Below are 14,054 nucleotides of genomic sequence, written 5' to 3'. Positions count from 1 at the left end.
TAACGGGATGTAGCTCAGCTTGGTAGAGCACCTGGTTTGGGACCAGGGGGTCGCATGTTCAAATCGTGTCATCCCGATCTCTAAAAACACTATCTAATTATAGATAGTGTTTTTTTATATTTATCTATATAAAATTCTATAAATGCAGGTTCGATATTAACTATGACAAATTCTCTAAGCTAACACATGTGTGTTCCTTCTTCAGACTACAAGTTAATTGTGCATAAAGCCTCAATCTTTAGGTCACAATAGGTTTAAAAAGTGATAGAAGGGGTTCATGTGAACACGTTTAACTTCAGAAAACAATTCAAGAGACGCTGGCGAAGGTGGAAACGAACAGTATGGATGACGGCGGCTCTGCTTGCAGTTACGATATTGGCTTACAGCGGGTTGTCTATCTCATCGGCGATAGAGCGTTTGCTGACAACTAATTTTAGTGAGGCAACCAGTGTGATGGGCCCTGTTACGCAGGAAACAAGATCAGAACAGGAGATTCAGGCGTTAGTAGAGCAACTTGATTCTGATCCGGATCATTTAACAAGTGTGGTTTTGGAGACAAAGTACATCTGCGGAGTGGAAACAGAGCAGTTAGGCAAGATGGCTAGACCACAGTTGAAGATGCTGCTGGCTCAACATCCGGAATGGGATGCTACCGTTGGAACATCAAATGAGTTGCATTTGAAGCAACGTGTAGATGACCTTTCACCGCTTTGTAAACAACAGGCTTATATCAGCATAGATGCTGTAGGGAACCTTAATTTGTACGAGGGTAAGCCTGCAGAAGAGAAGGTTATTCGTACGTTCTTTCAATTGGATGTTGGAACGTTGGAAAGTTCTTTGCCTGAAGGCGTACTGGAGCAATTGCAGCAGGGTATTCGGATTCAAGACAAGGATGAGTATGATAGCGTGATCTCTACGTTCAGTGACTATGCCGTGGATGAGGACCATCATTTAATCCGTAATGGCGGGTAATCCAAACGTCCTCACCTACGGTATTAAAATTGTGAAGTACTGAAACGATGGTGGCAAGCAATAACATTGGTGGTTTACGTAACCAAGCGATTGAATCTAAAATACGTGGAATGTGATGAAGGACATCGAAGAGATGTCCTTTTTGTCGTTTAAACTAAAATAGTTGAAAATACGAATAAACATGTAAAAAATTCGCGAATAAAGACGAGTAATCAGTTAGACAAAGTTTTTCCTGCCGCAGGGTCTATCTTTTGTTATAATAAAATGAACGATACATATGTTCGCTTTTGTGAGGGAGAGATGGTTTTGCGTTTTTTGGGAATTGACCCGGGGATTGCGATTGTTGGTTTTGGTTTTGTGGATAAAATCGGCAGTAAGGTGGTACCCGTACAATATGGATGTATTCAGACGGAAGCTCATACCCCTGAAGAGGAACGGTTGCTTCACGTATATGAAGGTATGGTGCAATTGATTGATAAATACAAACCGGACGCAGTAGCGCTGGAGAAACTTTTTTTCAATCGGAACGTTACAACAGCGATGTCTGTCAGTCAAGCGAGAGGCGTTATGGTACTTGCTGCCGCACAGAAGGGTTTGCCTATTGCAGAGTATACGCCAATGCAGATCAAGCAGGCTGTTGTGGGGTACGGTAAAGCAGAGAAGAAGCAAGTACAGGAGATGGTCAAAATGTTCTTGCGTCTTCAGGTCGTTCCTAAGCCGGATGACGTAGCGGATGCATTGGCTGTAGCCGTGTGCCACGCACACTCTTATACATTAAATTCCAAGTTGAATGAGGTATTGCGAAAATGATTGATTTTCTAAGAGGACAGTTCATTCATGTAGAGAATGATTATATTGTGCTGGATGTTCATGGTGTAGGGTATCGCGTATTCTGTCCAAATCCATTTGCGTTTGCGAAGCAAGAAGGCGAAATTACCGTGTACACTCACCATCATGTGCGTGAGGATGCGATGTTGCTGTTTGGATTTGTTACACGGGATGAACAGCGTTTGTTCCGTAAACTGATTGAAGTATCCGGTATTGGTCCAAAAGTAGCTCTGGGCATACTCGCTGGGGGCACACCAGAACATGTGGTTACGGCGATTTACCAGGAGAATCTTACGTTCTTGACCAAATTGCCGGGCATCGGCAAGAAGACTGCACAACGCATGATTCTGGATCTCAAGGATAAGCTGGATAGCTTTGGCGCGGCAGCATATGCAACAGGGTTGTTCGCTCCTCCATCGGAAGAGTCGGGAAGTGGTTCAGCCTGGGATGAGGCACGTGAAGGTCTCAAAGCACTTGGGTATACTGACAGTGAGCTTGATAAAGTATGGCTCAAATTGAAAAAGGATGTTACTACAGCAGATTCCGTTGATGTGTTGATGAAAAAGGCGCTGCAAATGCTGTTTACGGGATAATACAAATTGCATATTATAATATAGCTGTAGCCTGCAAAAAAAGGTAGGGATGAACATGGATGACCGGATTATTTCCGCGAACCTGATGATGGAGGACCAAAATGTTGAGTTGAGTCTTCGTCCCCGGTATCTGAATGAGTATATCGGGCAGAATCAGGTGAAGGAAAATTTAAAGATATATATTGAAGCTGCCAAATTTCGTAATGAGGCATTGGATCACGTTTTGTTATATGGCCCACCTGGGCTTGGTAAAACAACACTTGCCAACATTATTGCCAACGAATTGGGCGTTAATTTACGAACTACGTCAGGCCCGGCCATTGAACGCCCGGGTGATCTTGCAGCATTGTTAACCAATCTGCAGGAAGGCGATGTCCTGTTTATTGATGAGATTCATCGTTTGCATCGTACGGTTGAAGAAGTCATGTACCCCGCTATGGAAGATTCGGCATTGGATATTATGATTGGTAAAGGTCCAAGTGCACGTTCCGTTCGGCTGGATCTGCCACCATTCACTCTGATTGGGGCTACAACGCGTGCTGGCTTGCTGTCTGCTCCACTTCGAGATCGATTTGGTGTTATAAGTCGCTTGGAATTCTATACAGTTGATGAGCTGGCTTATATCGTCTCACGCTCTACCGAAATTTTGGGTGTAGAGATTGTGGGAGATGCTGCGCAAGAGATTGCATTGCGCTCACGTGGGACACCAAGGATTGCGAACCGTTTGTTAAAACGAGTACGCGACTTTGCACAGGTACGTGGTGATGGGATTATAACGCAGACACTGGCGGAAGAAGCGCTGCAACGTCTCCAGATCGATCCACGCGGATTGGATGACATTGACCATAAGATGCTCAAATCGATGATCAACAGCTTCCGGGGAGGTCCCGTAGGATTGGATACAATTGCTGCTACAATCGGTGAAGAAAGTCAGACGATCGAGGATGTCTATGAACCGTATCTGCTTCAGATTGGTATGATTCAGCGTACACCAAGGGGCAGGATCGTAACTGATCTCGCCTATCATCATTTGGGTCTTCCTGTTCCACCAAGAGACGGGAAATAATCAAATCTGTTGAATATGCTCATTTGAACATTCATCATAAACATTGAAATAATCACGTGTTAACCCGATATAAAATGAAAGAAATGCATGGAGAGGAGTCTGATTGTGGGAAAAGCAATACGAACGAAGAAGTGGAGTCGTCGATTGAAGGTACTGGCGGCAGCTCTTTTGACAGTGGGTTGTTTGCAAGTGCCTGCGTATGCAGCAGCAAATGATGGACAGACGATCCGGGTAGCCATGTTTGCGAATCTGGGTAGTACGTATAAATCAACTACACCACTCATTACGCTTGAATCGACGGGACAATGGAGCATCCAATCGGAGAATGGCGCAAATGTAAGCCTTCCGGCAGGGCAAGTCCGTTTCAGTGCAGATGGATTCCGAGTGAAAGTGTTGGAAACAGCGGATTTCAAGGCAGCATCTGCAGCAGCAAAATTGTTGCAAGCAACAGCGGATAAACCGTTGCTGTTCACAACGTCTGTGAATGGAAATGCCATTTATCAGCTCTACACAGGCAACTATGCAACGGAGGCTCTTGCTGGACAAGCTGTTACACGGGTACAAAAGGTAGCAGCAGCTCAATTGGCTGGTCAAAAGCCAGCTGTAACGGGAAGTAAACGCCTGTCTGCTGGAACCTATGGTTCGATTCAGGAAGCAGAGGCAGCACAAGCCAACCTTTTATCAGCAGGAGTTAGTAGTGTCAATCCAGTCCTTCAACTGAGTGGGGTAAGCCAAGCATACGCGGTATGGGTGGGTGAAGCTTCAACGGATGCGGAATTAACCGCATTGAAGAACAGTGTGGAAGCCAAAGCTCCGGGGGTAAGCCTTTCACCTGTCAACAATAGTGAAGGGCTCATCATCCGCCAGGATGCAGGATTAAGTACGGATGCACTCAAAACAGCTCCGCATTACACCATTGCAGGTAATGAATCCAAAGCATTGGTACAAGGGAATGGCAATGGCATCAAAGTAGTGGAACGTTCCCAGCGAACATATCGTGGAGATATGGAAATCAGCATCGTAAGTGGTGATCTGGCGTTGGTCAACGTCGTTCCACTGGAGCAATACCTGTACTCTGTCGTAGGGGCAGAGGTGTATTCCTCCTGGCCTGCTGAGGCTCTGAAAGTTCAATCCGTAGCTGCTCGATCCTACGCGCTTCAACAGGGTGAACGTTTCAAAATTGCGAATGTCGTGGATACAACGCTCAGCCAAGCCTACAACGGGATTGGTTCGGAGAACGATAAAGTAACCAGTGCAGTGGATGCAACTGCTGGAGAAGTGGTCAAGAGCGGTGGGAAAATCATTGAAGCTGTATTCTCCTCCAATGCTGGCGGCCAGACGGCTCATCCTTCTGAGGTATGGAACGGCGGAGCAGGTGTGTTCACCAATGTGGTTAGTTCAGGAGATACATCAGCCCAGGCAGGATTACATACGTGGTACCATGTGCTGCTGGGTACAGGCGTTAGCGGGTACATCCGTGAGGATAACATCAAAGAATTAACGACCAAGACCAATGCGGGACTGGCAAAAGTGACGGTAACGGCTCAGAATACCAATGTGCGTGCCGTTCCGTTAGTTCAATCCACCGTTGAACCTGTAGCTAAAATGAATCCAGGCAACGAAGCTGTTGTGTTGGCAAAAGTGGCTCAATCCAACGATTATGCTTGGGTGAGAGGACCTTTCACGTCTGCCCAGTTGGTTAAATCCCTTCAGGGTAAAACAACAGCGTCTGTTCCTGCTTCCATCTCAACCTTGGAAGTGACCAAGCGTGGACCTTCCGGAAGAGCACTTGAAGTCACTGCCAACGGACAGGCTATGACGGTGAAATATGCCGATACATACCGCTCTGCGCTCGGTGGATTACCGAGCACTTTATTTGATATTGCAGGGACCGGAAGTTATACTGTATTAGGCGCTGACGGCAAAACAGCCAGTAAAACCGGCTCAAATGGTGCCTCTATATTGTCTTCTTCTGGCGCAGGAGCATCATCCGGTAATGCACTTGTAGTTATGAGTGGTGATGGTCAAGCGAGAGCGGTAACGCAGGGTCAGACCTTCATGTTCATCGGTCAGGGCAATGGCCACGGATTGGGCTTGTCCCAATGGGGAGCCAAAGGCATGGCAGATGAAGGGTATGATTACCAGGCAATATTGAAACACTATTATCAAAATGCGACTATTGTTAAGGAATGAAACTAAATGAATGTGAACTTATATGATTTTGAATTACCAGAGCAATTGATAGCACAGACGCCGTTGCTTGATCGCACGGCATCCCGTTTGCTCACCTTGAACAAAGATAGTGGTGAGATTAATCATCAAACGTTTCCTGATATTATCGATTTTCTGAATCCCGGTGATACATTGATTCTGAATGATACACGTGTTCTACCAGCCCGTCTGTTCGGTACAAAAGAAGATACCGGAGCAAAAGCGGAAGTGTTATTGCTCAAAAATGTGGAAGGCGATAAGTGGGAAGCACTGGTTAAGCCGGGTAAAAAGCTGAAAGCCGGTTCAGTCATCGTATTTAGTGATGAATTGAAGGCAATCATTGAAGAAGAGGGCGAGATGGGGGCACGTACACTTACGTTTACGTATGATGGAATCTTCCAAGAGATTTTGGACCGTCTGGGTGAGATGCCGTTGCCACCTTATATCAAGGAGACATTGGATGACCGCGAACGGTATCAGACCGTGTACGCCAAGCATGAAGGATCGGCGGCTGCACCTACAGCGGGACTGCACTTTACGGATGAATTGTTGGATCAGATTCGTGCCAAAAGTGTTAATGTGGCCTTCATCACGCTTCATGTGGGACTGGGAACATTCAGACCAATGTCGGTTGACGTTGTTGAAGATCATGTTATGCATGAGGAGTATTACTCCTTGTCACAAGAAACGGCAGATCTGATTAACCAGACTAAAGCGAATGGACACCGTGTTTTTGCGGTTGGGACAACGAGCTGTCGGACTTTGGAAACGGTAGGCAGCAAATTTGAAAATGGAATACTGCAAGCGAGCAGCGGATGGACCAGCATTTTCATCTATCCGGGCTATTCCTTCAAAGTGATCGATGGGATGCTTACGAATTTTCATCTCCCGAAATCCACGTTGGTTATGTTGGTTAGTGCACTAGCAGGCAGGGAACATATTATGCAGGCATATGAGAAAGCCATCCAAGAGAAATACCGGTTCTTCAGCTTCGGCGATGCCATGTTGATATATTAGTATAACGATTAACTTTTAGAGGATGATTAAAACCAATGGCAGCAATTACGTATGAACATATCAAAACTTGCAAACAATCCGGTGCACGTCTGGGACGTGTACATACACCTCACGGTATTATTGAGACACCAACCTTTATGCCTGTAGGTACACAGGCGACTGTCAAAACAATGAGCCCTGAAGAGTTGAAAGAAATGGATGCTCAGATTATTTTGAGTAATACCTATCACCTGTTTCTGAGACCAGGACATGAAATTATCCGTGAAGCTGGCGGATTGCACAAATTCATGAACTGGGATCGTCCAATCCTGACGGACAGCGGAGGATTCCAAGTGTTTTCTCTCAGCGAGATGCGCAAAATCACGGAAGAAGGCGTTAACTTCCGTTCTCATCTGAATGGAGACAAGAAGTTCCTTTCTCCTGAAGTGGCGATGGAAATCCAGAATGCACTTGGCTCCGATATTATGATGGCGTTTGACGAATGCCCACCGTATCCGGCTGAATATGAATATGTAAAAAAATCACTCGAAAGAACGAGCCGCTGGGCAGAACGTTGTCTCGAAAGTCACGCTCGTCCGCATGACCAAGGTCTGTTTGCCATCGTACAGGGAGGCATGCATGAAGATCTTCGCCGTCAAAGCGCCGCAGATTTGACTTCCATGGATTTCCCGGGGTATGCTATTGGTGGACTGAGTGTTGGAGAACCGAAACATTTGATGTATGGTGTATTGGATTATACGTTACCTTTGTTGCCATCCAATAAACCACGTTATTTGATGGGGGTAGGTTCGCCCGATGCGTTGATTGAGGGATCAATTCGTGGAGTGGACATGTTCGACTGTGTTCTGCCAACTCGGATTGCCCGTAACGGAACAACGATGACCAGCCAAGGACGTCTGGTAGTTCGCAATGCCAAGTTTGCAACTGATTTTGGGCCACTTGACCCTGAATGTGATTGCTACACTTGTCGCAACTATTCCAGAGCTTATCTGCGTCATTTGATCAAAGCAGATGAAACATTTGGCCTGCGTTTGACAACGATCCATAATCTTCATTTCTTGCAGAATCTGATGCGTAATGTACGTAAAGCCATTATGGAAGATCGTTTGCTTGATTTCCGGGATGAATTTTTCGATCAATATGGTCTTCATGACAATGACAAAGGTTTCTGATTGAGTTTTTGAGGAAACCGGCGTAACAAGCAATATCTGTATGTATAGTCGATAAGGGGGAGTTTGAATGTTTCAAGGAATGCCTCTAGCAGGAGCGCAAGGCGGTGGGATCGTATCTTTGATTGTACCTTTAGTACTCATGGTTGCGATTTTCTACTTCTTAATGATTCGTCCACAGAACAAAAAGCAAAAGCAACGGAATTCCATGCTAAGCCAATTGAAAAAGGGCGATAAAATTGTAACGATTGGTGGCCTTCACGGTACGATCGCTGAGATTACGGACGATGTGGTTGTATTGCGTGTAAACGATGTAACTAAGCTTACATTTGACCGTAATGCAATCAGCACGGCTGTAGCTCGTGATACGGCTGTTGAATAGTTACCGTAACATAGAATAACGAGGGTACGTTTGTGGCGTATTCCCTAGTAGAGAACCGGATCTCCCTGGAGACCCGGTTCTCTTTTTTGATTTATGAGGGAAGGTCGATGTTCTTTACGAGTCAGCTAGGAGCGATGCGTATTAACACCGAACATGCCACCGAGAGCTGAAATGAAGAAAGCGCTAAGCAGTTGTAAACTATCCTTCCAATTAAACGAAGCATCCAGCGCGAGAAATCCGATCAACAGCACAAGCAGTCCATATACGATTCCGGTAATCCCTCCGTAGTACCATCCTTTTTCACCAGAACGTTTGCCTGCGACAAAACCACCAACCAATAATGACAAGCCATGAACAACATAGGTATACAATGAGAGGTCCTGTTCCCGCATTCCGCTCATCCAGAGAAACAAGGAGAGAATAAATGCCCCGATAAACATCCATACAAAAGCCTGACAGAGGCCTGACAGAATCGGATTGGACACTCGAAACGAAACCAAGCGGCGGATCAATTGCATGAAGCAACCCCCTTGTACAAGTTATAAGTTAATACAGTGTATGGTCAAGCCTTCGGACTTATGAACTGTTTTCCATTAAATGAACGGATTATTTCTGCATGAGCATGTAAGGTTCAGGTCAAAATAGGGATTGCACTACCCAGCTAACTGTTAAAAACTCAGTTTCGAAGGAGGACCCCTGTTGTGAACTTCCCAGATGTCGGATCACATATCTTTCGAACCATTCTCATGTACTTTCTGGTGTACTGTGCAATGAGGGTTATGGGTAAACGTGAGATTGGTAAGCTATCCATGTTTGATCTTGTTGTCTCCATTATGCTTGCTGAAATGGCTGCTTTTGTCATTGAAGATATTGATAAACCGCTCTCTCACGGGATTGCCCCCATGCTTACCTTGATCATTGTACAGATCGGAATGGCGTTTATAGGTCTTAAAAGTCGGCGTCTTCGCCTGATAATTGATGGCAAACCTACTGTTTTGATCTCCAAAGGCGTTCTTCACCGGGATGAGATGCGGAAGCAACGATATAATCTGGATGATCTATTACAACAACTCCGTGAACAGAATGTAGACAGTATCGGTGAGGTTGATTTCGCTATTTTGGAGACCACAGGCAAGCTGACCGTGTTTCCCAAGGATGAGAATACTTCTAACGGCAGCAGTTCTTCCGGCTCTGATTCAGAAGGGGCTTCTTCCGGTAAATCCAAAACAGAGAAAAATCAGATTGACGGATTTCCAAATATCAAATATGAAGGTTTGCCACTCCCCTTAATTATGGACGGAAAGGTCCAGGATCAGAATCTGGAGATCATCCAGAAAACGAGATTTTGGCTGAAAAATCAAATCCAACAGAACGGAATTCTGGATTTCAAAGATGTATTTATATGCTCCATTGACCACAATGGGAAGATATATGTCAGTCCAAAAGATGATAAAAAATGAAAATCATTTGCCTGAACGGCGCTTGAACCATGAACCAATCAAAGGAGCACGGGACAGATCATGAAAGTCAATCATTTTGGTCCAGCCCATGACGATGAAATACACGATAAGCCCGATAAAAGGAGCGAGAAGCATCCTCACCCAAAAAGGCAATATCATGGCAGTCTCTTCGTATACGAGTAGGGTCGCTGCTCCCATGATAAACATTCCTGCACCCGTCTTGACCCAATCCATCATTTTGAAGCGGAACTGTAGCAGGCTACGTACGCTTTGGGCATGTAACAGGGTAACTACCGTAGAATTCACACAGATGGCGATAACTGCACCGAAGATGCCATATTCAGGCCGGGAAGCAAGCGTTAAAATCAACGTGATTTTAATAACAGCACCGATAAACGTATTTAGCAATGCTTTACCCGGACGGTCAAGAGCTTGTAATGCAGCTTGAAGAGGAGCTTGAATATAAATGAACAAAGCAAAAGGAGCCATTAGCTTCAGCATGCTTCCGATCGATGCATCATTATACAGAACAAGACACATCGGTTCGGCAAGCACATACATAAACACGGAAAACGGAGCACCTGTCACAAGTGCCAAGCGTAATGCCTGATGCATTCTTTTGTGAATCAGTGCGCGATCTCCCTGAGCAGAAGCTTCGGACAGTGAAGGCACAAGTGATGTCGCGAGCGATGAGGTTAGTGCCCCCGGCAGCAGCAACAGAGGAATAATCATACCTTGTAATGCACCATATTGTGCTGTAGCGAGTCCTTTGGATATGCCTGCCAGAGCCAGACTCTGGGCAGTAACGATGGTTTCGGCCAAGTAGGATAAGGAGCCAACCAATCGGCCTGCTGTAACAGGAATAGAGATTGCAAGCAAACGCCGGATTAATCCCGGCTGTGGAGTACCTGTTTCTTTCAGAACTGAAGGTATTGGGTTTAAAGGTATGGCTGAAGGTTTGGCTGTGAGATTGGACATGTTCTGTTGGTTAGCGAGCGGTAACTCTTTCTTCTGCCTGTTATACTTCCACAAGAGTACAAGCATACCGCCGAATTCTCCAACGAGCGCTCCCAGCATGGCACCAGCAGCAGCTTGGGCAATACCGTGGGGGAGGAGAAGCCAGGCAAACCAAATGACACAGACGATACGAATGATGGTTTCAACAATGGATGAAATGGCAGTAGGCATCATGTTTTGCTTACCTTGGAAATACCCTCTGTAGACAGCAGATACGGCGATAATGGCAATCATGGGGCTCATACTAACGAACGTATGGTATACCCGCTCATCTGTGAGCACGTACTTGGTAACCCAGGGTGCAAACAGGATGCACAAAAACATGAATACAACACCCAGGGTCAATGTAAAGCTTAAGCTTACTTGCAGGATTCGCTGGGGGGAATAACGATTGGCACCGGTATCAGCTTCGGCTACGAGCTTGGCTACGGCGAGCGGAATACCACCCGTAATTAATGTCACCAGTACGATAAAAAAGGGATAGCTCAATTGGTAGATGCCAACACCTTCTGCACCAATGACTCGTGGCAGCGCAATGCGCGGGATGAAACCAAGTATTCGATTAATTATGCCTGCCGCGAGCAGGATCATGGCCCCCTGAATAAATGTCTGTTTCTTCAAGACTACCCCTCTTTCCCGGTTGAAAGTACAGGCTATCAACATAAACGGGACAAAGCCGTTGTTCTTCATCCTATGCCAGTCCTTTATCTTCTCATGACAACTTGGACACGATTAACAAAAAGAACCATATTCAGCAAGAAGGAATATGATCAGGCGAAGTCGAATCATGTAATATTGATGCCGCATAAAGGATAAAGGCTTGGATGTACGAAGGGAGGCTCCCCGTTGGAAGAAATGAATGATGTGGAGTTGGAACAGTCAATAGAGATGCTCTGCCGTAGCAAAGCGGAGGAATTAAGGCTTGTCGGTTACGAATATGTCACCAGCAAAGATGTCTGGAATTGCGTCAGTCATAAATATGAAAAACAGGGCATTCCACCGCTTCACCAGCTGGTGAACGACATTTTGTCACTGAAAGCAACAAGCTTTATGAACTTTATGACCGTGTCTGCATACCGGGGGTCCTCTTTCTAGACGAAAGGGATCTTTTTTGTTGAAAATTGACTGCTTTTTACGGCATCGCTATAATAGGAATATTGAGAACGAAAGGGGATCTAGGAACGGCATGAAAAGAATTATCAGTTTCATTCTGGTCGTGCTTGTCACCACAGGGGTAATGGTGGGAACAAGCCCGGAACTGCTCAAAAATATACGCTTGGGCCTTGATTTAAAGGGAGGCTACGAGATCTTATATGAAGCAGAGCCGCTCGAAGCAGGTCAACAAGTCACCAAAGCATCTTTGGTGCAAACGGCCAAAAGTCTTGAAAGCCGCGCCAATGCGCTCGGAACAAGCGAACCGGAGGTAACCACTGAAGGAAGCAACCGGATTCGATTGAAGTTGGCAGGGGTTACGGATGAGGCTGAAGTTAGAGCCAAAATGAAAGAGCCGGCTGTTTTGACCTTCCGTAGTAAAGCTGAGAACGACAAGGAAGGCGAATACACCAAAATTGAGCTTCGCGGAAATGAATTTGTTGAGAATGCAGCCAAAGTTGTGTTCACTCAATTGAATGAGCCGATGATTGACATTCAAGTGAAAGATAAAGCCAAATTTTCCGAGATTACCAAACGTTTGATCGGACAACCTCTCGCGATTTATTTGGACGATGAGCTTCTATCTGCTCCAACCGTTAGACAACAGTTGACAGATGGTTCCGCTCAGATTTCGGGTGCTTACACACGTGACGAAGCAAACCAGCTTCGTGACACCATTAACTTGGGTGCATTGCCACTGAAACTTACAGAGAAGTATTCACAAAGTGTTGGTGCAACACTTGGTAAGCTTTCTCTGGATCAGACCATTAAAGCAGGATTGATTGGTTCCGTTATTATTCTAGTGTTCATGATTGGGCTTTATCGCATTCCTGGTATAATCGCGAGTTTTGCCTTGATCACACATACGTGGCTGGTACTTGCAATCTTCTATTTAGGAGAATTCGTGCTTACCCTTCCAGGTATTGCGGCGTTTATCCTGGGTATAGGGATGGCGGTGGATGCCAATATCATCACGTACGAACGGATTAAAGAAGAGATGCGCAGTGGTAAGTCGATCTTGTCTTCGGTTAAAGCGGGTGGTAAGCATTCCTTCCGAACAATCATTGACTCCAACATCACAACCATTATTGCTGCGGCTGTTATGTTCTTCTTGGGAACAGGTGCGGTAAAAGGTTTTGCACTCGTGCTGATTTTTGATATTGTCACCAGTATTATCACGAATATTTTCTTCTCCCGCTTCCTGTTGACCCTGCTTGTACGGGGTAACGTGTTGAAGAAGCCTAAGTACTTCGGAGTGAAGGAGAGTGAAATTCGTGCGCTTTAATTGGAATTTTGATTATGTTAAAGGTAGTAAGATTGCCTATATCTTCTCGATTATTCTGACGATTACGGGGATCATCAGCATTCTGGCTTTGGGTTTGAATTATGCAGTTGATTTCCGTGCTGGATCGAATGTGGATATCTCGGTATCCAAAGCAATCACAGCGGAGCAGATTCAACCTATCGTTAAGGACATCGGTGTTGATGAGGGTGATGTTACCATTACATCGGGGGCTGACCGTGTAAATGTTCGTTTCTCGAACGTATTGGATGAAAATCAAGAAAGTAAGTTCAAAGAAGAATTTGCCAAACTGGATGCATCAGCTTCGTATGAAGTAAATACCGTTGATCCGGAGATGGCCAAAGAATTGGAGCGCAACGCGATCTACGCAGTACTCATTGCAAGCATCGGGATCATGATCTATGTTGCGATCCGGTTTGAGTGGCGCTTTGGTTTGGCTGCGGTTATCGCACTCTTCCATGATGCATTTGTTGTAATAAGTGTGTTCTCTATCTTCCGTTTGGAAGTCGATCTGACCTTTATTACCGCAGTATTGACCATTGTCGGGTTCTCGATCAACGATACGATCGTTATCTTTGACCGGATTCGTGAGAATCTGCGTTTTGCCAAAAAGACAACCAAAGCCGACCTACGCGAGGTAGTCAATCGCAGTTTGGCTCAAACGATGACACGTTCCCTTAATACAACATTCACCGTGTTTGCAGCTTCAATCTGTTTGTTCATATTTGGTGGAGAATCCATTCGCATGTTCTCGCTTGCGATGGTTATCGGAACACTGTTCGGCGCATATTCTTCAATCTATATCGCTGCCCCACTATGGCTGATGCTCAAAGGTAAACAAGTGGATAAGCCAAAAACAGTAGCTAAAGAATCTAACTAAACAT

The 14,054-nt window shown here is 45.4% G+C and carries 14 protein-coding genes and 1 tRNA gene; 13 read left to right on the top strand and 2 right to left on the bottom strand.

Annotated features, from left to right (window positions below; all coding sequences use genetic code 11):
* Nucleotides 1-3 precede the first annotated feature (3 nt).
* From C161_RS28850 to yajC, 9 genes are all read left to right on the top strand, one after another.
* A tRNA-Pro gene (locus tag C161_RS28850) sits at nt 4-77 on the top strand.
* Nucleotides 78-279: 202 nt separating this feature from the next.
* The gene (locus tag C161_RS28845; protein ID WP_036674559.1) at nt 280-972 is read left to right on the top strand and encodes a BofC C-terminal domain-containing protein; all 693 of its coding nucleotides are present in this window, start codon (nt 280-282) and stop codon (nt 970-972) included.
* Between the two features lie 306 nt (nt 973-1,278).
* Nucleotides 1,279-1,782, top strand: a complete 504-nt coding sequence (gene ruvC / locus C161_RS28840; protein ID WP_017686765.1) for a crossover junction endodeoxyribonuclease RuvC — start codon at nt 1,279-1,281, stop codon at nt 1,780-1,782.
* Nucleotides 1,779-2,393, top strand: a complete 615-nt coding sequence (gene ruvA / locus C161_RS28835) for a Holliday junction branch migration protein RuvA (protein WP_036616866.1) — start codon at nt 1,779-1,781, stop codon at nt 2,391-2,393. Before ruvC ends, ruvA begins: the two co-directional genes overlap by 4 nt.
* Before the next feature lie 55 nt (nt 2,394-2,448).
* Nucleotides 2,449-3,459, top strand: a complete 1,011-nt coding sequence (ruvB, locus tag C161_RS28830; protein WP_036616868.1) for a Holliday junction branch migration DNA helicase RuvB — start codon at nt 2,449-2,451, stop codon at nt 3,457-3,459.
* Between the two features lie 105 nt (nt 3,460-3,564).
* Complete coding sequence (locus tag C161_RS28825) at nt 3,565-5,652, top strand: SpoIID/LytB domain-containing protein (protein WP_156946187.1); 2,088 nt, start codon at nt 3,565-3,567, stop codon at nt 5,650-5,652.
* 6 nt (nt 5,653-5,658) lie between these two features.
* Complete coding sequence (gene queA, locus C161_RS28820; protein ID WP_036674557.1) at nt 5,659-6,687, top strand: tRNA preQ1(34) S-adenosylmethionine ribosyltransferase-isomerase QueA; 1,029 nt, start codon at nt 5,659-5,661, stop codon at nt 6,685-6,687.
* A 35-nt stretch (nt 6,688-6,722) separates the two neighbouring features.
* Complete coding sequence (gene tgt, locus C161_RS28815) at nt 6,723-7,859, top strand: tRNA guanosine(34) transglycosylase Tgt (RefSeq protein WP_036616872.1); 1,137 nt, start codon at nt 6,723-6,725, stop codon at nt 7,857-7,859.
* A 67-nt stretch (nt 7,860-7,926) separates the two neighbouring features.
* The gene (gene yajC / locus C161_RS28810) at nt 7,927-8,238 is read left to right on the top strand and encodes a preprotein translocase subunit YajC (RefSeq protein ID WP_036616875.1); all 312 of its coding nucleotides are present in this window, start codon (nt 7,927-7,929) and stop codon (nt 8,236-8,238) included.
* A gap of 125 nt (nt 8,239-8,363) precedes the next feature.
* Here the strand turns inward: yajC and C161_RS28805 are convergent, their stop codons facing one another.
* A complete protein-coding gene (locus C161_RS28805) occupies nt 8,364-8,756 on the bottom strand; it encodes a TIGR04086 family membrane protein (RefSeq protein WP_036616878.1) in 393 nt (130 codons plus the stop codon).
* A 228-nt stretch (nt 8,757-8,984) separates the two neighbouring features.
* On the opposite strand from C161_RS28805, the gene C161_RS28800 reads away from it, so the two are divergent.
* A complete protein-coding gene (locus tag C161_RS28800; RefSeq protein ID WP_051447481.1) occupies nt 8,985-9,698 on the top strand; it encodes a DUF421 domain-containing protein in 714 nt (237 codons plus the stop codon).
* A gap of 3 nt (nt 9,699-9,701) precedes the next feature.
* On the opposite strand, the gene C161_RS28795 is transcribed toward C161_RS28800, so the two are convergent.
* A complete protein-coding gene (locus C161_RS28795; protein WP_036674555.1) occupies nt 9,702-11,336 on the bottom strand; it encodes a putative polysaccharide biosynthesis protein in 1,635 nt (544 codons plus the stop codon).
* A 234-nt stretch (nt 11,337-11,570) separates the two neighbouring features.
* Between C161_RS28795 and C161_RS28790 the strand changes: the two genes are divergently transcribed.
* The 3 genes from C161_RS28790 to secF all read left to right on the top strand — a co-directional run bounded on the left by C161_RS28790 (nt 11,571) and on the right by secF (nt 14,050).
* Complete coding sequence (locus tag C161_RS28790) at nt 11,571-11,810, top strand: post-transcriptional regulator (protein WP_036617497.1); 240 nt, start codon at nt 11,571-11,573, stop codon at nt 11,808-11,810.
* A 91-nt stretch (nt 11,811-11,901) separates the two neighbouring features.
* The gene (secD, locus tag C161_RS31825; RefSeq protein ID WP_051447453.1) at nt 11,902-13,152 is read left to right on the top strand and encodes a protein translocase subunit SecD; all 1,251 of its coding nucleotides are present in this window, start codon (nt 11,902-11,904) and stop codon (nt 13,150-13,152) included.
* Entirely contained in the window at nt 13,142-14,050 is a 909-nt protein-coding gene (secF, locus tag C161_RS31820; RefSeq protein WP_051450018.1) for a protein translocase subunit SecF, read from the top strand. The genes secD and secF overlap by 11 nt, the downstream gene beginning before the upstream one ends.
* The last annotated feature ends 4 nt before the right edge of the window (nt 14,051-14,054 follow it).

Origin of the sequence: Paenibacillus sp. FSL R5-192 (assembly GCF_000517845.1) — a bacterium.
In the GTDB taxonomy this organism is placed as follows: Bacteria; Bacillota; Bacilli; order Paenibacillales; family Paenibacillaceae; genus Paenibacillus; species Paenibacillus amylolyticus.
Note: the sequence above shows the minus strand (reverse complement) of the source record. Positions and strands in the feature narration are given on the sequence as shown.